Here is an 18,456-nt window from a genome sequence, read left to right on the forward strand (position 1 = left end):
AGGAACTTAAAATGTATAACTTTTCAAAGCAAGATCCAGAGATTTGGAGCGCAATGAACCAAGAGGAACAACGTCAAGAAGATGTGATTGAATTAATTGCGTCAGAAAATATTGCTTCTAAAGCGGTGCGAGCAGTTCAAAGTTCTGCCTTAACTAATAAGTATGCGGTCGGATACCCCGGAAAACGGGTTTATACTGGTAACGAAGCCATTGATAAAATTGATAACATCGCCAGAGACCGGGCCAAAGAACTATTTCATGCTGAATATGCTAACGTGTTTCCACATTCTGGAACCCAAGCAAACCAAGCAGTATACTCAACTTTCTTAAACCCCGGTGATACGATGCTAGCCATGAGTGAACATGCTGGTGGTCACTTTACTCACGGACAAGAAAACAACTTTTCTGGTCAACTATACAATTCCTATTTTTATGGAGTTGACCCTAAAACAGAACATTTAAACTACGAAGATATTAGACAAATTGCACTAAAGGTAAAGCCTAAGCTATTAATTGCCGGAGCTTCAGCCTACAGTTTTGAAATTGACTGGAATAAATTTAGAGAAATTGCCGATGAAGTTGGGGCCATCTTAATGGTTGATATGGCTCACATCGCTGGTTTAGTAGCTGGTGGAGTTCATCCTAACCCAGTTGCAGTAGCCGATGTGGTTACTTCAACGACCCATAAAACACTGCGTGGACCTCGTGGTGGAATGATTTTAGCCAAAGCTAAGTATGCAGATGACTTAGATTACGCCGTTTTCCCTCTTTCTCAAAGTGGTTCTTTAGAACAAATTGTGGCTGCTAAAGGAATTGCTTACGGGGAAGCCTTACAACCTGATTTTAAAGAATACGCTCAAAACGTGGTTAAAAATGCGCAAGCCATGGCACCAGTTTTTCTAGCTTCAGAAAAAGTACGTTTGGTGGCTGGTGGAACAGAAAACCACGAAATGACGCTTGATTTAAATGAGACTGGATTGACGGGAGCCGCAGCCGCTGATTTACTATACTCCGTTAACATTGCCACTAATAAGGAATTATTACCGTTAGAAAACGGCGATACGATGGAAGGAATCCGGGTAGGAACTCCTACGATGACTAGCCGTGATTTCAGTGAAGCGGATGCTAAAAAGGTTGCAGAATTAATCGTTAAAGTATTAGAAAATCCAAGTGATGAAGAACTTCATGCAAACGTTAAAGCAGAGGTGCAAGAATTAACTGCTACTCATCCGGCAGATCGTTAAAAATAAAAAGGTTTTCACTTTTAAGAGTGAAAACCTTTTTTATCTTATTTTTTTGTAGGAACTTCTTGGACAATTTCAACTAATAAATCAACTGCTTTTTGCATGGTTTGTAAGGAAACGTATTCAAAACGACCGTGCATGTTTTCAGGGCCCGCAAAGATGTTAGGAGTGGGAATTCCTAAAAGGAAATCTTAGATCCATCAGTACCACCACGAACAGGGAAGACGTTGGGCGTAATGTTAACTTTGCCCATCGCATTTTCTACTAGGTTGACCGGAGTTAAGTCATTTTGTAAAACATCACCCATATTGTAGTATTGGTCGTTTAAATCGAGGATTACTCGTCCAGCGCCGTAGGTTTCGTTAAATTGATCAGTTAGTGCTTGAATAACTTGTTTGCGTTTTTCAAAGTGATCACGATCAAAATCTCTAATGATATAGTTTAAAGTAGCTTCGTCGGGAGTTCCATTCATGTCAGTTAACATGTAAAAACCATCGCGACCGGCAGTTTTTTCGGGACGTTCCTCAACGGGGAGAGATTCGTGAAAATCCATCGCTAATTGCGAGGCATTTACCATGACATCTTTGGCTTCACCAGGATGCACGTTGGTCCCTTTAAACTTAACGGTTGCACCAGCCGCATTAAAGGTTTCGTATTGGAGTTCACCTAAGGAACCACCATCAACGGTGTAAGCAAAGTCAGCGCCAAAGTCCTTGGTATCGAAGTTGTCGGCACCAGTGCCAATCTCTTCATCAGGGCCAAAACCAACCACAATGTCGCCGTGTTTGATTTCAGGATGGTTGATGAGGTATTCCATGGTAGTCATGATTTCAGTGACCCCGGCCTTATCATCAGCTCCTAATAGGGTACTGCCATCAGTGGTGATTAAGGTTTGACCAGCATACTTGGTCAAACTAGGGAAAACTTTAGGATCAAGTTGATATTCTCCGGCATCATCGAGGCTAATTACTGATTTACCATCATAATCTTCCACAATTTGTGGTTGAATGTTTTCCGAATTAAAGTCAGCAGTATCGACGTGAGAAATGAAGCCGACTTTAGGACGAGGTTGATCGTCGTTTTTAGGAAGGTCTGCAAAAAGATAGCCGTCGGGACGAACACGGACATTTTGCATACCAATGTTTTCTAATTCTGCTTGTAAATCTTTTAAAAAGGCTACCTCCTTAGGGTCAGAAGGAATGGTGGTTGCTTCTGGGTCTGAACGGGTGTTAACCTTAACGTAGCTTAAAAAGCGATCTAAGATTTGGGTTTGATTATCACTCATGGTAAAACTCCTTTTAATTAATTTAATAACTATCATAATACAAAAAGGAGTTAACTAAAATCAAACAGCATTATTTTAAATTGAACGCAGATTCATTATAATGAAGTAATAGAAAACGGAGGAATTAAGATGGAAATTTCAATTAAATTAGAACAAGGTAAGATAAGTGTTAACGGACCATTCAAGTTTGATGATGAAGCCGGTAAAGCAGAATTCGTAAACTTTTGGCGTCATTTCATTACCCAACAAGTTAAAAAGATCATGGATAACATTGGTGATGTAGAATTTTCAAAGATTGTAGCAGCTTCTGATGAAGTTAAATTAGAAGAGCTTCCTGCTGACCTGGAATTACAAATCAATTTAGATGCTAAACAAGATGCAGAAGATGCCACTAAGACGCATTTAGAAGTTAACTCAGTGACCGCTACTCCAGATTTAGATGATGCTAGATACTTATTCTTACTAGGATACGTTGATGCAGCAATTACTGCTTAAACTATAAAAAAACGACCTTCATTTGAAGGTCGTTTTTTTTATACTCGATCGTTTGGAGTTAGTTTAACTTGTTCTGCATAATTCATGTTGGTATTTTCTGGGAAGTATACTCCGTACCAAAGAATGAATGTGTAGATGGTGAAAATCTTTTGCATGCTTGATTTACCGTGAGCATGTTGGTAAAGAATGTGATCAAGCGCTTCTGGTTTAAAGAACTTTTTAGCAATGTCAGAATGGAAGGCTTCAACAATTCTTTGATTGTATTTAGGTTCGTTAATCCATTGGGCAATTGGTGATGGGAAACCTAGTTTTTCTTTTTGAGCCACTGCTTTTGGTAGTACTGATTCAGCAGCCTTACGAAGTGAAACTTTGGTAATTCCATCGCTAATTCTAGTCTTAGATGGCATGGTAGCGGCGAAGTTGGCCACGTCCCGGTCTACTAGTGGAGTTCTAACTTCTAGGGAGTTAGCCATGCTCATTCGATCGGCTTTTTGTAGGATATCAAATGGTAACCAAGTGTTGATATCAAAGTATTGCATTTGCGTGATTTCATCTTTTCCCGCAACTTCATCCCAGATGTGTTTAGTATATGCACCGGAATCTACGTTGATAGATGGATCCTTTAGAATTTCGTCACGATCATGTTTATCAAAGACGTAGTTAACCCGGTAGTAACGTTCTGAAAGTGGTTGGGCACCACGAACTAGGAAACGACGTCCATGGAAACGAGGGAGTTTTTCGGCGATTTTACCTAGACCCACTCTGGCAAACTTAGGAACAAAGCGTTGGTAAGTTTCAAATGGAAAGGCTTCTAGGTAAGTATTGTATCCACCGAAGAATTCATCAGCACCTTCACCAGAAAGAACTCCTTTAACCTTGGCACTAGAACCTTTAGATAGGTAGAACAATTGTGGTGATGATGGGTTTGATAGTGGTTCATCCATATACCACATCATGGTTGGAAGGAAGTCGAAGTAATCAGAATCATTCATGTAAAGGGGATTATCTTCAAGTTTAAGTTCCTTAGAAAGCTTAGTTGACCAACTTAATTCACTAAACTTAGAGTCTTTGAATCCTAGTGAGAAGGTCTTTAAAGGTTTCATTTTGGAAGCTTCAGTAACCACATAACTAGAATCAATTCCACTAGATAGGAAGCTACCTAGTTCAACATCAGCTTGGAAGTGGGTGTTGACTGATTCTTTCACCAATTCGGCAATCTTTTTAGAATCACCTTCAATGGTTTGGCTGTTATCGATGTGATCGTAGTTAAATTTGTAGTAAGTGTCAGTTTCAACTTGACCATCTTTGTAGATGAAGTATTGACCGGGCATTACCTTATTAACGTTTTTGAACATCGTATCTTTAGATGGAATAAATTCAAAACTTAGGTGAATGGGAAGAAGGGGAAGGTTCATTTCCTTCTTGAAACCAGGGTTAGGAAGAAATGCTTTGATTTCAGATCCCCACATGAAGTTTTGACCATCATCATAGTAATACAATGGTTTAATTCCGAAGTGATCACGAGCACCAAAAACTTGGTGTTTGTTAGCATCGTAGATTACGAACGCAAACATTCCCCGTAATTTTTGGAGTAACTTTTTAGGACCCCAAATTTCGTATCCACGAATTAAAACTTCTGAATCAACGTCAGTTTCAAATTCGGCACCTTCAGCTTGAAGTTCTGCTCTAATTTCTTGGTAGTTGTAAATTTCACCGTTGAAAGTTAAAGCTTCAGTTTTGTTTTTACCATATAAAGGTTGGTTACCGTGAGCTAGGTCGACAAATGATAATCGACGGAATCCCATGGAAACTTCTTCATTTTGGAAGTAACCACTGTCATCTGGTCCACGATGTTTAATTTTATTTGCCATGTTTTCGATGGTATTTTTAGGAATACCTGCTTGATTAATATAACCACAAAATCCACACATATTGCGATTCTCCTTTTTAATTGAGTGTAATTAACTTACTTATCTATAGTTTAATCATTAATGGAAAATAAGCTAGCTATAACAGTTTAGCACATGTCTAAGAAAAGGTTACATGATAGGTTACAAGTGCATTAGACCGGGGGGTTAGTTAGTTTTTTTGACCGTCAGGCGCTTGAGGGGGAAAATAATTGCCATCACAATGCTTCCCGTTAAACTAGCGGCTAAAATCAATAATCCACAGCTCAAAATAGCGAGATTAGTTGGATTAGAAAGGGTATAAATATAATTATTTAAGACCCAACCGGTGGCAAATACCGCTAAGAAAATTAGGGGAATGACGATCATGATTTTTCGCATTAATGGTTGGTTGGTAGTAATCGTTTTCCAGTTACTTTCATAAAGAAAAATAACACTGAGATCGATAATTAAAACTGGGACAATCCAGAGATTCTTTAAATCGAAAGGGGTTAAGAGGGCAAAGATGCCGCCTAAAATTAGGAAAAGATCTAAGAAAAAAGCATATTTACTAATATAGCCCCAGCGTTTGTAACGAATTAACCGCGTTCTGTAGCTAATTGCTTCTTCTTTTGCGCTATTGGCTTCGGTTTCACCAAGTAACTGATTGGGGGTAGTATGATAAAGCTTAGCTAATTCTTGCATGATATCGATGCTGGGCATACTACGACCGGTCTCCCAGCTTGAAATTGTTTTTCTAGAAACGTTCATCGCTTGGGCAACTGCAACCTGAGTTAGTCCAGCCGCTTGGCGCGCTTCTTTTAAATTTTCAGCAACGTTCAATATAATCTTCCTTTTAGTTTAATATCAACAAAAAGTGCTTACTGAAATAGCTTCAGTAGGCACTTTTGATAGTCAAGACTTATTTTTTAAAGCTTTTGTTGTTGAGATCAGTTCTTACAACTATCACATCACAAGGAGCATGACCGTTAACAAAACTAGCAACTGATCCAACTAATAATCGTTCAGTTGCGTTTTTACCGGTAGCTCCCATCATGATTAGGTCAATCTGGTATTCTTTTGGGAAATCGTATGAAATGATGTTCCGTGGACTACCGAACCGGACGTGCATGTGAGCATCTTTAAAGCCGGTTTCAGTTTCCACGCGTTTAACTAAATCTTTTAGGTAGCCAATTTCACCATCGACAATGTCATTGATGGCATTTCCACCAATCACTCCGTAAGAGAAACCAAATGAAGTGGTATTAATTACGTTTAAAATTTCTAACTTAGCGTGGTTTCTAAGTGCAACTTCCGCAGCCTTTAGAAGGGTGCTTTCTGCGCTCTTAGAGCCGTCGACTGGAACTAAAATGTGTTTGTATTCGTTTAACATAGTTATTCCTCCGTTTAGGCACGAACTGGTAATTTTTGTTCAGTTTGGTCTAAGATATGATTTTTGATTTGTTGTTTAAATTCGTTTAGCCAAAATCCATCCTGTAAGTTTAAGGTCGTATCTAATGCATAAACGGTTAGTTGATACTGATGGGTCTTGTCTGGAGGTGTAGGACCGACATAGTGTTTTGCAAGTTCTGGTTCTACTACGTTTATCAAACGTCCCGGTAAACTATTATTACCGAGAGTCATTTTAATTGTTTGAGTTTGACTAGCATTTTCTGGAATAACAGTAACGTTAGGATCAATGTTGGCCGCGACCCAGTGAATGTAGGTGAAACCACAAACAAGGATTGCATCATCATCAAGTAGCGTGATCGCTAATGATTGAGCGTTACTGGGAACATTTGCTAGTTGAATTGGAAAGGAGCAGATGGGAAACCCTTGATTTTTAAATTGATTGCTAGCGTGCTTAGTGTATTTATCACCTAAGTAGCCATTTTCTAAGGGAACTGTAATTTTCATAACGTAACCTCCAACTTCATTATAAACCAAAATAAAAAGAAAGAAAAAATAATTGCAATTTATACAAAAAAACAGTGTGTCAAAAGACACACTGTTTTTTATTTCGTAAAGTTAAGTTCATAAAATCCTTGACCATTTTGGACAATGGTAAAGTTAGTATATCCTGCTGCCAGCCACTCCGACTGTGTAGCACGTGCCCAATCTTTTGCATCAACTACCGAATTAAAAGTATGGGTTTGTGAAAATGAAGTCGTCGAGCCACTGTTAGCTGATGTGCTAGGGCTAGAGGTACTATTTCCGCTGCTATTAGTATTCTGAGTATTAGTAGCAGTACTTGAACCAGTTGTCTTAGGTTCAGATTTTTCTGCAGTCTTACTCTTAGTTTGACTAGTGGAAGTAGTTTGGTTGGTTTTATTTTGTGATTCAGATGAACTGAATATATACTGAATTCCAAAAGTTAAAGCAAGTACAACAATCACAAGTCCTAAAATCCAGGGCCAAATGAATGGCTTCTGTCTTTTTTTGTGTTTTTGTCTTTTGGGAGAAAAATCATATCTTTGGAATCTAGTATCTTGATCTTGATTATTCATAGTAATGACCTCGATTTCAATAGAGAGAAATGATTAGATAATACCATTATAACCCATTTTAGTCTTCTTTAACTTTATTGTTAACTTCCTTAGCATGTTTCATTTCATCAGTTGCTTGATAACTGTTTACACCCCAGTAGAAGAAGATAAGAGCAACGATAGTGATAACTACGAAGTCAAATGGATAGTGAACCCAGTTTAAACCACCGAATGGGGTTGAACCGATGTATGAGAATGCTGACATAAAGATAAGGTATGCAAGCATCCAGTAACTACCCTTGAACTTTTTAGCAGAATCTTTCCAGTTCATTTTGTGTTCATAGAAGAAGTAGAATGGAAGACCTAAAATAATTACGATAATAACTTCCATAGTAGTTGGCCACATTGCCCAGTAAATTGCTAGACTGGCAAGCACAAATGAAATTGGTGCCACTACGTTCGCAAAGTTAATGGTAACCGGACGTTTGAAACCAGGAGCGTGTTTTCTAAGTGCTACTAAAGTAACCGGTCCAGTAAGGTAGGCGATTAAAGTAGAAGTTGAGATAACACTGGCAAGCACAGCCCAGTTTTTGAATACAGAAACTAAGATACAACTAATAATGAAGTTGGCCATCATAGCGATTCGTGGAGTTCCCCAACGTTTGCTAATTTTACCTAATACTTTTGGAAGATGACCAGTTTGAGTCATTGCAGCTAAAGTACGACTAGTTGAAGCAACGAATGAAACTCCAGTACCAAATGGTGAAACGAAAGCATCAAGATATAACAAGATAACTAACCAGTTAATGTTTAACATGATGGCAAGATCTGCGAATGGTGATTCAAAGTTAACACCATGCCAACCTGATTTAGCAAGAGTTGCTGGATCGATTGCACCGATAAAGGTAAATTGTAAGAGGACGTAGATTGCGATACTTGCCAAGAGGGCAATTACAATACCACGCCAAATGTTCTTTTTAGGGTTAGTAATTTCGTCTCCAACGTTAATAATTGTTTGGAAAGCATTATATGAAAAGATAATACCGGAAACAGTAGTTGCAGCGAAAATTGGGGCAGTTCCATAAGGTAAGAAACCACCTAAATCAGGATTGTTGAAGTTTCCAGTATGGAAACCAGAAGCAATCAACATAATGATTGTTAGTGTAGGAACTCCAAGTTTAAAGACTGAAGTTAGGGCAGTAAATCTAGTAAGTAAGTTAACTGACCAATAGTTTAAAAGTGTAAAAATAAGAATAAAAATAAAGACTACGAACAATCCTTCAGTTGTCACGGTACCGTTAGCAATGAACTTATGTGTCCATGAAGCCCATGACCAAGGCCAAGAGCTCATATATTGAACTGCGGCAACGGCTTCGATTGGAAGCAAGGTAACTAGTGAAACCCAGTTAGCCCAAGAGGCAACGAATCCTAATAGAGGACCGTGGGTATAACCAGCGTATTTACTCATACCTCCACTTTCGGGAAACATGGTTCCCAATTCGATGTAGACGTAAGCGATAATCCCGATTACTAGTGCTCCGATAATCCAAGAAATGATAGCTGCCGGTCCGGTAACTTTAGAAGCTTCCCACGAACCGAACAACCATCCTGAACCAATGATTGAACTTAAAGCTAACATTACGACACTAAACAAAGACATTTTTGGCTTTGCAACGGCGTTACTGTTATTTTGAGTCATATAAAATTTATAATCCTTCCTTTAAAACATGAGTTTTTATTTTTGATATTCGCGAATCTCAATTAAATTCCCAGCAGGGTCATTTATGTAAAGCGAAATTACGTTTTTGTTAGCAAAAACACTTTTTGAGGGTCCAGCGACAATATCAATAAAATAATTTGCAAGATGTTTTTCAACGGTTGCTAAGGGGTCTTTAGTTAAAATACTAAAGGTAGTTGAACCGACCTGTGAATGAATGGCAGCAAGGCCTTCATCAGCGGTTGTTCGACAAACTAATTTTTGTTTGCCAAGTTGAAAAACAATTTTCGTATCTTCTTCCAGGATGATTGGGAGATCAAGTACTTCATGGTAGAAGCGCATCGTTTTTTCTAAATCAGCAACGACTAAATCGAGGTGATCAATGTCTTGTACTCGCATATTCCAACTCCTTTCTGAAAGATAGGTAGTATTATAACACTAATACCAAATTGACTGCAAAGATTGGGCCGTGTTACTGTTGTATTTGATGATTGAAAGGACTAAGGTGAACAAATGGCATTATTAGAAGTTTCTAATTTGAGTATGAGTTTTGCAGACAAAAATCTCTATTCAAATGCTAGTTTTCAATTAAATAAAGGCGAACACATGGGAATTGTGGGCCAAAACGGAGTTGGAAAATCAACTTTAATTAACATTTTAATTGGAAAAGAATTACCAGTTACGGGTTCTATTAAATGGCAAAAAGGAACTAAGATTGGTTATTTAGATCAATATGTAGATATTCCCAAGGGAATGACATTGATTGACTTTCTTCATACTGCATTTGCGGATTTATATGAAATGAATCAACGAATGACTAAGATGTATGAAGAATATGCTGAATCAATGGATGATAAGTTATTAGAAAAAGCAGGACGAATTTTTGAAAAGCTAGAAGCAGCTAATTTTTACGACTTAGAAACTAAAGTTGAACAGGTGATTAGCGGTTTAGGACTTGATGAAATTGGTCGTGATCACGAAATCGCCAATATGTCTGGGGGACAACGTTCTAAAATTATTTTAGCTAAATTAATTTTAGAGAATCCAGATGTCTTGTTACTTGATGAACCAACCAACTATTTAGATACCTCACACATTACTTGGTTAGAAGACTATCTAAATAGTTTTGAAGGAGCCGTTGTGGTAATCTCTCATGATTATGATTTCTTAGAACCGGTCACAAACTGTATCATTAACGTGGCCTTTGGAAAAATAAATAAATATCGTGGAGACTTTAAGTCAGCGATGAGACAACGTGATGAGAAAGAAAAAACCCAACAGCGAGAATTCGAAAAACAACAAGTAACAATTGAAAAAGCCAAAAAGTTTATTCAAAAGAATAAAGCGGGTAGCCATTCTAACATGGCAAAGTCACGGGAAAAAATGTTAAATCGAATGAACGTGATTGAACCACCAAAAAATAACGTGGAAGCTAACTTTAAGTTTAAATATGAAGAAACTGGCTCACAAAATGCTTTAGTGGTTCAAAATCTTTCCGTGGGTTATGATCAACAACCATTACTAAGTCCGGTTAGTTTTTCCGTAGATACTGATGAAAAAGTTGGATTGCAAGGATTTAACGGGGTTGGCAAGTCTACCTTGATTAAGAGTATTTTGGATATTATTGATCCCATTAATGGTTCGGCTGAATTTTCACCTTCTGCTAAGGTGAACTACTTTAGCCAGGACTTGGTTTGGGAAGATAAGACTCAAACTCCAATGCAAATTATTCAGGATCAATATCCTAAACTAACGGCGAAAGAAATTAGATCAACGTTGGCTCGTTCTGGAATGAATGCTTCCAATGCCTTTAAGGAAATTGGTAAGTTGTCCGGGGGAGAACAAGTTAAGGTGAAATTAACCCTAATGGAATTTGAACCTTGTAACTTCTTGATTCTTGATGAACCATCTAACCATTTAGATGATGAAACCAAGGCATCGTTAAAACAAGCAATTAACGATTTCCCGGGTAATGCCATTGTGGTTAGTCACGAAACTAGTTTTTACAAAGGACTAGTTGATAAGAAGATTGACGTGGAAAAACTCAGCTTAAGAGAAAACGAATAACAAAGACGCGAACTCAAAATAGAGTTCGCGTTTTTATTTATAAAAATTATCAAGTTGCTTGTAAATCAGTTTTAACTTCGTTAGGATAGAAACAATTTAAATTAAAAAGGGGTTAAATTGATGTTAGATAAAGTAGCGATTCAAAAGTTTCCCAAAGCAGAGCTTCATTGTCATTTAGATGGATCAATTCGACCCCAGACGTTACAAAAGATTGCTGCAATGACTGGTGCTGAAATTGGCACAGATTTAGCAACCGTTATGGAAAAAATGACGGCCCCACAAAATGCAGAGAATCTAGCTGATTACTTACAGCCGTTTGAATTTGTGCTGCAGTACTTACAGTCTGAAAAAGCACTTGAAATGGCGGCTTTTGATGTGATGGAGCAAGCCTATCATGATGGAGTTAAATATATTGAAATTCGTTTTGCACCTAGCTTATCCATGGAAAAGGGCTTAACCGTTGCCGAAACGATTGCTGCAGTAGCTGCCGGAATTAGTCATGCGGAACGACAATTTCCCATCTATGGAAATATTTTAGTTTGTGGAATGAGAACAGATTCAGAAAATGAAGTGGAACAGATTTTCACTCGAAGTAAGGCGATTAATGAAAAGGTCGTGGGAATCGATTTAGCTGGTCCTGAAGTTGCTGGATTTGTTGCCGATTATCAAGACTCATTTGCGCTAATTGTTGATGGAGAAAAAGTTCAATTGACCCTTCACGCTGGTGAGTGTGGTTGTGCTAACAATATTTTAGCGGCAATTGCTGCTGGTAGTAAACGAATTGGTCACGGAATTGCGGCCTTAGGTAATCAAGATGTAGAAGAGCAGCTATTAGAAAAAGAGGTTTGCATTGAAGGCTGTCCTACTAGTAACGTGCAAACTCACGCTTTAAAGAGTAAGTCAGATTATCCATTTCAACGGTGGATGAAGCAAGGACAAAAGTTATGTTTAAATACAGATAATCGAACGGTTTCTGTTACTACTTTGACGGATGAATACTACGAGATGGCGGTTCATCATGAAATGACCATGCAGCAGTTAAAACAGTGTAATCAAAATGCGGTTCAGAGTTCGTTTGCTAGCGCACCATTGAAGGCGGAGCTGTTAGAGGCAATCTCTGAATACTAAAAAAATCACCTCTAGGGGTGATTTTTTGTTTGTTTATTTATTAAAAGTTCCTGCTTCCACTTCACGAATGAAAGTAGCTAAGTGATCGTAGTAGACGGGAGCATTATCAATCATGTGATGATGACCACCTTCAGGAGTAGAAACAAACTTAGCGTTTGGAATCATTTCAGCCATTCGTTTTCCAGTTTCCATTGGCATTGTTTCATGTTCACCAAAGGTAACTAGAGTGGGAACTTTGATGTTTTTAAGTTGATCAGTAAAGTTCCATTCACCTAATTTACCAGTGATTACAAATTCGTTGTCACCTTGGAAAGCATTGTATAACGGAACGCTCATGGTGCTTACTAAATGAGCAATTGCAGCGGGCTTTTTCCGGTCTACGTATTGATCGTTTAGTTTTTCAACTAGTTCTTGGTAACGGTCGTTATCGTAGTTGTTTTCAGCTTCACATTTTTGCATGTAAGCTAATTCATCATCGGTAAGTGCTTCTTTTCTAATTTTAGCAAGATGTTCAGTGTAATCTGAGATGCGGTCTACCATTGATGAAATAATGGCACCCTTTAGGTGGTCACCGTATTTGGCGGCATAGAGTTGAACTAAAGCACCACCCCATGATTGACCAATTAGGTAGAAGTTATCAATTCCTAATTTTTGGCGGACTTCTTCAATTTCATCGACATAGTAGTCGTAAGTTTGAATGTTTTTGGCAACTGCAGGATCGTCCCAATCAGGAGTGTCTGAATACCATGATCCAAGTTGATCATACATGTGAACTTGGACGTCTAGTCCTTGTTTTTTCAATTGTTGTGCAGTGTCTTCCCAGTATTCATGGGTTCCACCAGGGCCACCGTGTAGAGCAAGCAAGTGGATAGTTCCAGTTCCTTGCGTATTGGTCCATAAATGGTAACCGTTATCGAGCGTTAAAATTTTGGTTCCTTGTTTCATTTCTAATCACCTACTTATTAAGATTACCATCAATCATACCACTAAACGGAACATGTTATCATTGAATAAATATCAGAAAGCGAAAATAATTAGCTAGAATGTATCTTTGAAGATATTTTTATAAAAACCCATTAATATAGAAGAAATTGAAAAAAACGGGCTTATTAAATAATAAAATGTTTAAAATACGATACAATTATAGAAAAGATTTGATTATTAAAATAGGAGTATTTATGAAGTCAAACCAGCACGTGATTGTTCTAACGGGAGCAGCAGGAACAGGAAAAACTACCATTCAAAATTATCTAAAACAAAAACATCAAATTAATCCAGTAATTACGCATACTACTAGAAAAGAGCGTCCTGGAGAAAAAAATGGGATTAACTATTATTTTGAAAATAAGGAAAGTTTTGCCCGTTTACATTTACTAGAAGCAGTTAACTATGCAGGCAATCAATACGGATCTTCTATAGAGGGGATTGAGCGGGCTTTAGCTAACCAAAATTTAGCAACGATTGTGTTAGATACCGCTGGTGCAATTACCTACCAGAAGAAGTTAAAAGAGCAGGCTAAAATTATTTTTCTGAGTGTTTGCCAAGCAGATGAATTAAGGGATAGAATGATAAGTCGGGGAGACTCATTAGCAGAAGTAGAAAAACGGATTAATAGCAAAGAAGATAATCGTGATTTGAGCTTACCGGATGAACTTTTAGACCATGCGACGGTGATTTATAATGAGAACTTAGACCAAACTCTGCATGAGGTTGACCAAATTATTGAAAAATTAAATAAGCATTAATTAATATTTAATTTAAATAAGAAATAATAGACAGTAGATAAATAAAGGAGATGACTAGTAATGAAAAGAGTTCCACCAATTATCACCCCATTTGCAATTGTAGCGATTAGCTTAGCACTAGGGGCCACCAACGTGGTAACTAATACAGTTACTAATACTCAAGAAGGGGCCAAAGTAACAAATACGCCTACGACCCAGAAGACGGATACAAACACCAATCAAACCACTCCGACTACTAGTGATTCAAGTGATAAAGATAAAAAGACTACTCAAACTGATTCAACTAACAAAGATAATAATAAAAACAGCACTAATACCAATACTAACAACAACGCTAATAGTACTGATACCACTAATAAAGATACGAATAAGACTACTACAGACGCTAACAATAGTAGTAATAACACCAACAAGACTAGTGGCAACACCACAAACCAAAATAACAATTCTAGTGGAACCAATAATTCAGGTGCTGCTACAACGAATAATACTGATCAAACTAAAACTAATAGTTCAAACAGTAACGAAGGAGGTAACTAGTTATGTTTAGTATGTTGGATTTAATTAATTCATGGCTAGCTTACATTAACGTTGGAACCAAACTAAAATCTCAAATTTACACTATTTTAGGTTTTTTTGGGTGGGGTTATATTTGCTACATTACCTACCGATTTTTAGTGAATGGTGCGACTAATCGGGGACTATTATTACTATTGATTTCCGTTTTAATGGCATACTTTTTATATTTAAACATTATTTACTATTTTACGAAGAAGAGTTCCAAGTTGGATATCACTCCCGTTATTAATAAAGTTCTTCACATCAAACCTGCCGAAGAAACTGAAGGACGTAAAAATCCTTATCGGGAATACAACATTCCTGCCAATGGTTTGTACGATAAAAGAAAGGTAATTCCAGCTAGTATTTCATCTGATAATGTAGAACAAAAGATGATTAATGATTTAGCGCTTCGGATGATTCAAAATAAGCTTCTAAGAGAAGATTATGCCGGGATGAGTGAATCACAGCTAAAGCAATTACTTGCCAAGGATGAAGATCAAATTTTTGCAATTGGAAAAGGGGCTTTAATTCCCTACTTTTCAATGAAGTTTAAAGATGGTGATTATCTAGTTTACGCCGGAATCAATGAATTAGAGGCCCAACAAGTTGGTAAAATCAAATCAGTGGGTCTTCAAAAAGTGAAAAATATTGATCCTACTGAGATTAAGTTATACCTTGCGGGTGCCTACTTGACCGGTGGAAAGTATTGTATGAAGGGTCGGACCGGGATTCTATACGATGTTACTAATTATCACATCGAACTTCAGGTTGCTTATGAACGTAGATAAAAAGAGTCTATTACAGGACTCTTTTTTGGTTTGATTAACATTAATTAGTTGACGACTAAAAAAAATGTTGTTAGTATTGTTCTGATTAAGATTTTTATAAAAAATAACGAAATGTCTTTCGGCCAAACCGACATGATTTGTCTGAAAGACCTTTTTTTGTTTGAGAAAGGTGATGTGTATTATGGCTGATAAAAAACAAGTGACTGAAACTGATGATTTATCAAGAGGATTAACCTCTCGACATGTTCAGATGATTGCGATTGGAGGGGCGATTGGAACCGGATTGTTCTTGGGTTCCGGAACTGCAATTAAATCGGCAGGTCCAGCGTTAATCCTTGCTTATCTGATCACTGGTATTTTTTCATATTTAATGATGCGAGCCGTGGGTGAGCTATTATTATCTAATACTAAACTTCATTCTTTTATTGACTTTGTACGTGAATATTTGGGTGGAAAATGGGAGTTTGCAATTGGTTGGGCCTATTGGTTAAGTTGGGCCAGTTTAGCCATGGCGGACTTGACGGCTTCGGGGATTTATCTTCGATTCTGGTTCCCACAACTACCGCAATGGGTAACTCCATTGATTGTTGTTGCAGTCCTAGTTGGTTTTAATCTGATTAACGTGGCTTGGTTTGGTGAGTTAGAATCTGCCTTTTCAAGTATTAAGATTTTTGCCATCATGGCTTTGATTGTAGCCGGAATTTGGATGATTGCAGTTGGGTTCCATACCCAAGGAAACACGGTTTCATTATCTAACCTAGTTAACCACGGTGGTTTCTTTGCTACTGGTGGAATTGGTTTCGTTCTAGCTTTCCCAATGGTAATTTTTGCCTTTACTGGGATTGAAATGGTTGGTTTAACTGCCGGAGAAACTAAGAGTCCGGAAAAGGATATTCCCAAAGCAATTAACTCCGTACCATTTAGAATTGGAATCTTTTACGTTGGTTCAATGGCAGTAATTATGTCAGTTTATCCTTGGAACCAAATTAACGCTAGCCAATCACCATTCGTGCAAGTGTTCTCCGGTTTAGGAATTGGGTTTGCTGCTAACTTGATTAACTTTGTGGTATTGACTTCAGCATTATCTGCTGCCAATTCAGCAATCTTTTCAACTTCAAGAACCCTTTACATTCTAGGAAAGAATGGTCATGCGCCAAAATCATTTAGTAAATTATCTAAGAACAACGTTCCCTTTGTGGGAATCTTAGTTTCATCATTGGTATTCTTAGGAATCGTCCTATTGAACTACTTCTATCCAAGTGAAATCTTCGTATTGATTACAGGGGTTGCAACCATCAGCTTTATCTTTGTATGGTTGATTATTATGTTTGCCCACATTCAATACAAGCGCACGGATGGTATTCAAAACAGTAAGTTTAAGATGCCATTGTTCCCAATTAGTAGTTACCTAACCATTTTATTCTATGTATTTGTGTTAGTCGTACTAATGTTTAATGCGGAAACTAGAATCTCTGTCATAGCAACAGTGATTTTCTTTGCAGTAATGATTGGTGGTTACATGTTCTGGCAACATAAAGAAAAGAGTTTAACTAAATAACATTTAAAAACCCTAGGTTAGATATCTATCTAACCTAGGGTTTTTTTATTGCTAAATTAAGGTAACAAAAAAGCTTGATTCAATTAATCATTGAATCAAGCTTTTAGTTTATTTGTTTTTATGAATAACTTCGTAATAGTAAACGGGAATTCCTAGAGCAACAATTGCAAGAGAACAAATAACTCCGATGGGGTCAGAAAAGATTTCTGAGATAATCACGAAGAGTGAACCTAAGATTGCCACAATTGGAGTGAAGGGAAAGAGTGGAACTGAGAAAGCACGTTTGGTGCTAGGGTTTCTCTTTCTTAAGAGGAAGATTCCGATAAATGCCATTACGTAGAAACAGTAAATGGTAAAGATACAAAGTTCTGATAGTCGATCAGCGTTAACAAAACAAATCATCATACTAGCGATGAATAAAACAGCTATGATAGAAACGATTGGTGTTCTAGTCTTTTGGTTAAGGTATGCTAGTTGTTTTGAGAAAGGAAGTTGTTTTTCTTCAGCCATTGCGTACATGATCCGTGGGAAAGTCATAATCTTTCCGTTCATACAACCAACGATTGAAATGATGATTCCGATACTTAAAATCTTACCACCGATAACCCCAAAATCAGATTGGGCAATGTATGGGATTGCCGCAGTTCCTAAGTCGTGAACTTTTTGGGCACCGATACTCTTCAAAACTCCATAAGAAACAAGGAGATAGATTCCTAGGACGGCGATGATTCCGATAGAAATTGCTTGTGGAAGTGTTTTTTGTGGGTTTTTAACTTCTCCACCCAAGTTAGCAACTAGAATCCAGCCATCAAAGGCAAATAAAGTTCCTAGCATGGCAACTCCAAAACCACCAGCAGTAGTGTGAAGGCCTTTAACACTTTGTGATAATGCATCAGCATGGCCAAAGAAAAGACCAAATACGATAATTGCAATTACGGGAACTAATTTACAAATTGTTGTGATAATTGCAAAGGAAGCACCATAACGGTTAGGGAAGATGTTTAAGATTCCCACTAAGAAGACCGTTCCTAAGGCAATTGGAATGTTCCAAATTGCGGGGATGTGGAAGAAGTCACTAACTAGGACTGATAGATAAGAACCAAGCGCTGCAATCATTGCTGGTCCATAAACTATAATTTGCACCCATCCGGATAAGAATCCCCAGAATTTGTTGTACATTTCTTCCATGTAGGCATACAAACCACCAGTGCTAGGGATTTGGGATGCTACTTCTGCAATGGTTAATCCAGCAGCTAGGGTTAGCAAACCACCGGCTAACCAAGCTAGTAAGGCGGCTTTGGCTGATCCAGCATCATTAATAACGGCTGCTTGGCGGACGAAGATTCCGACCCCAATGATCGTTCCAATTACTAATGAAAGTGCTGACCAAAGGCCTAAGTCACGATTTAAGGATACTTTTTCCTTTGATTTTTCCATGATAATTCCTCCTTTTTGCCTAAAAAAAACGCCCATGACAGTTGTTAATGTCAGGGACG

General features: G+C 37.8%; 17 protein-coding genes and 1 pseudogene. 8 read left to right on the forward strand and 10 right to left on the reverse strand.

Annotation, left to right across the window (positions count from 1 at the left end):
* Window positions 1-11 precede the first annotated feature (11 nt).
* Window positions 12-1,244, forward strand: coding sequence for a serine hydroxymethyltransferase (gene glyA, locus R4B61_RS03465; RefSeq protein WP_413628249.1), 1,233 nt, complete (start codon window positions 12-14; stop codon window positions 1,242-1,244).
* Between the two features lie 44 nt (window positions 1,245-1,288).
* Here glyA and pepT read toward each other — a convergent pair.
* Window positions 1,289-2,529: pseudogene (gene pepT, locus R4B61_RS03470) on the reverse strand (peptidase T).
* Between the two features lie 129 nt (window positions 2,530-2,658).
* Here pepT and R4B61_RS03475 point away from each other — a divergent pair.
* A complete protein-coding gene (locus tag R4B61_RS03475; RefSeq protein ID WP_413628250.1) occupies window positions 2,659-3,024 on the forward strand; it encodes a hypothetical protein in 366 nt (121 codons plus the stop codon).
* Window positions 3,025-3,062: 38 nt separating this feature from the next.
* Here R4B61_RS03475 and asnB read toward each other — a convergent pair whose 3' ends face one another.
* The 7 genes from asnB to R4B61_RS03510 form a co-directional block, all read right to left on the reverse strand.
* Complete coding sequence (gene asnB, locus R4B61_RS03480; protein ID WP_413628251.1) at window positions 3,063-4,955, reverse strand: asparagine synthase (glutamine-hydrolyzing); 1,893 nt, start codon at window positions 4,953-4,955, stop codon at window positions 3,063-3,065.
* A 144-nt stretch (window positions 4,956-5,099) separates the two neighbouring features.
* On the reverse strand, window positions 5,100-5,753 hold the full coding sequence (locus R4B61_RS03485; protein ID WP_413628252.1) for a helix-turn-helix domain-containing protein: 654 nt from the start codon (window positions 5,751-5,753) through the stop codon (window positions 5,100-5,102).
* Window positions 5,754-5,832: 79 nt separating this feature from the next.
* On the reverse strand, window positions 5,833-6,303 hold the full coding sequence (locus tag R4B61_RS03490; protein ID WP_413628253.1) for a universal stress protein: 471 nt from the start codon (window positions 6,301-6,303) through the stop codon (window positions 5,833-5,835).
* A 14-nt stretch (window positions 6,304-6,317) separates the two neighbouring features.
* Window positions 6,318-6,827 (reverse strand): YbhB/YbcL family Raf kinase inhibitor-like protein, encoded by a 510-nt coding sequence (locus R4B61_RS03495; protein WP_413628254.1) that lies wholly within the window; start codon window positions 6,825-6,827, stop codon window positions 6,318-6,320.
* Window positions 6,828-6,925: 98 nt separating this feature from the next.
* Window positions 6,926-7,417, reverse strand: a complete 492-nt coding sequence (locus R4B61_RS03500; RefSeq protein ID WP_413628255.1) for a hypothetical protein — start codon at window positions 7,415-7,417, stop codon at window positions 6,926-6,928.
* Between the two features lie 58 nt (window positions 7,418-7,475).
* Window positions 7,476-9,095 (reverse strand): APC family permease, encoded by a 1,620-nt coding sequence (locus tag R4B61_RS03505; RefSeq protein ID WP_413628256.1) that lies wholly within the window; start codon window positions 9,093-9,095, stop codon window positions 7,476-7,478.
* A gap of 36 nt (window positions 9,096-9,131) precedes the next feature.
* Complete coding sequence (locus R4B61_RS03510; protein WP_413628257.1) at window positions 9,132-9,512, reverse strand: VOC family protein; 381 nt, start codon at window positions 9,510-9,512, stop codon at window positions 9,132-9,134.
* Between the two features lie 114 nt (window positions 9,513-9,626).
* Between R4B61_RS03510 and R4B61_RS03515 the strand changes: the two genes are divergently transcribed.
* Entirely contained in the window at window positions 9,627-11,180 is a 1,554-nt protein-coding gene (locus tag R4B61_RS03515) for an ABC-F family ATP-binding cassette domain-containing protein (RefSeq protein ID WP_413628258.1), read from the forward strand.
* Window positions 11,181-11,300: 120 nt separating this feature from the next.
* Complete coding sequence (add, locus tag R4B61_RS03520) at window positions 11,301-12,308, forward strand: adenosine deaminase (protein WP_413628259.1); 1,008 nt, start codon at window positions 11,301-11,303, stop codon at window positions 12,306-12,308.
* A gap of 33 nt (window positions 12,309-12,341) precedes the next feature.
* Here the strand turns inward: add and R4B61_RS03525 are convergent, their stop codons facing one another.
* Window positions 12,342-13,253 carry a proline iminopeptidase-family hydrolase gene (locus R4B61_RS03525; RefSeq protein ID WP_413626933.1) on the reverse strand — a complete coding sequence of 304 codons (912 nt, stop codon included), beginning with the start codon at window positions 13,251-13,253 and terminating at the stop codon, window positions 12,342-12,344.
* 233 nt (window positions 13,254-13,486) lie between these two features.
* On the opposite strand from R4B61_RS03525, the gene R4B61_RS03530 reads away from it, so the two are divergent.
* From R4B61_RS03530 to R4B61_RS03545, 4 genes are all read left to right on the forward strand, one after another.
* A complete protein-coding gene (locus tag R4B61_RS03530; protein WP_413626934.1) occupies window positions 13,487-14,053 on the forward strand; it encodes a guanylate kinase in 567 nt (188 codons plus the stop codon).
* Between the two features lie 60 nt (window positions 14,054-14,113).
* Entirely contained in the window at window positions 14,114-14,593 is a 480-nt protein-coding gene (locus R4B61_RS03535; RefSeq protein WP_413626935.1) for a hypothetical protein, read from the forward strand.
* Window positions 14,594-14,595: 2 nt separating this feature from the next.
* Window positions 14,596-15,402, forward strand: coding sequence for a DUF6681 family protein (locus R4B61_RS03540; protein ID WP_413626936.1), 807 nt, complete (start codon window positions 14,596-14,598; stop codon window positions 15,400-15,402).
* A 181-nt stretch (window positions 15,403-15,583) separates the two neighbouring features.
* The gene (locus R4B61_RS03545) at window positions 15,584-16,960 is read left to right on the forward strand and encodes an amino acid permease (RefSeq protein ID WP_413626937.1); all 1,377 of its coding nucleotides are present in this window, start codon (window positions 15,584-15,586) and stop codon (window positions 16,958-16,960) included.
* 108 nt (window positions 16,961-17,068) lie between these two features.
* Here the strand turns inward: R4B61_RS03545 and R4B61_RS03550 are convergent, their stop codons facing one another.
* Entirely contained in the window at window positions 17,069-18,397 is a 1,329-nt protein-coding gene (locus R4B61_RS03550; protein WP_413626938.1) for an APC family permease, read from the reverse strand.
* Between the last annotated feature and the right edge of the window lie 59 nt (window positions 18,398-18,456).

Source organism: Fructilactobacillus vespulae (assembly GCF_047324295.1).
GTDB lineage: Bacteria > Bacillota > Bacilli > Lactobacillales > Lactobacillaceae > Fructilactobacillus > Fructilactobacillus vespulae.

What these genes read in the sequence shown, in the direction of transcription:
- R4B61_RS03505 (WP_413628256.1), bottom strand. Translation starts at nt 9,095, where the DNA reads ATGACTCAAAATAACAGTAACGCCGTTGCAAAGCCAAAAATGTCTTTG.
- R4B61_RS03475 (WP_413628250.1), top strand. Translation starts at nt 2,659, where the DNA reads ATGGAAATTTCAATTAAATTAGAACAAGGTAAGATAAGTGTTAACGGA.
- asnB (WP_413628251.1), bottom strand. Translation starts at nt 4,955, where the DNA reads ATGTGTGGATTTTGTGGTTATATTAATCAAGCAGGTATTCCTAAAAAT.
- R4B61_RS03500 (WP_413628255.1), bottom strand. Translation starts at nt 7,417, where the DNA reads ATGAATAATCAAGATCAAGATACTAGATTCCAAAGATATGATTTTTCT.
- R4B61_RS03515 (WP_413628258.1), top strand. Translation starts at nt 9,627, where the DNA reads ATGGCATTATTAGAAGTTTCTAATTTGAGTATGAGTTTTGCAGACAAA.
- R4B61_RS03495 (WP_413628254.1), bottom strand. Translation starts at nt 6,827, where the DNA reads ATGAAAATTACAGTTCCCTTAGAAAATGGCTACTTAGGTGATAAATAC.
- R4B61_RS03490 (WP_413628253.1), bottom strand. Translation starts at nt 6,303, where the DNA reads ATGTTAAACGAATACAAACACATTTTAGTTCCAGTCGACGGCTCTAAG.
- R4B61_RS03535 (WP_413626935.1), top strand. Translation starts at nt 14,114, where the DNA reads ATGAAAAGAGTTCCACCAATTATCACCCCATTTGCAATTGTAGCGATT.
- R4B61_RS03525 (WP_413626933.1), bottom strand. Translation starts at nt 13,253, where the DNA reads ATGAAACAAGGAACCAAAATTTTAACGCTCGATAACGGTTACCATTTA.
- R4B61_RS03545 (WP_413626937.1), top strand. Translation starts at nt 15,584, where the DNA reads ATGGCTGATAAAAAACAAGTGACTGAAACTGATGATTTATCAAGAGGA.
- add (WP_413628259.1), top strand. Translation starts at nt 11,301, where the DNA reads ATGTTAGATAAAGTAGCGATTCAAAAGTTTCCCAAAGCAGAGCTTCAT.
- glyA (WP_413628249.1), top strand. Translation starts at nt 12, where the DNA reads ATGTATAACTTTTCAAAGCAAGATCCAGAGATTTGGAGCGCAATGAAC.
- R4B61_RS03510 (WP_413628257.1), bottom strand. Translation starts at nt 9,512, where the DNA reads ATGCGAGTACAAGACATTGATCACCTCGATTTAGTCGTTGCTGATTTA.
- R4B61_RS03540 (WP_413626936.1), top strand. Translation starts at nt 14,596, where the DNA reads ATGTTTAGTATGTTGGATTTAATTAATTCATGGCTAGCTTACATTAAC.
- R4B61_RS03530 (WP_413626934.1), top strand. Translation starts at nt 13,487, where the DNA reads ATGAAGTCAAACCAGCACGTGATTGTTCTAACGGGAGCAGCAGGAACA.
- R4B61_RS03550 (WP_413626938.1), bottom strand. Translation starts at nt 18,397, where the DNA reads ATGGAAAAATCAAAGGAAAAAGTATCCTTAAATCGTGACTTAGGCCTT.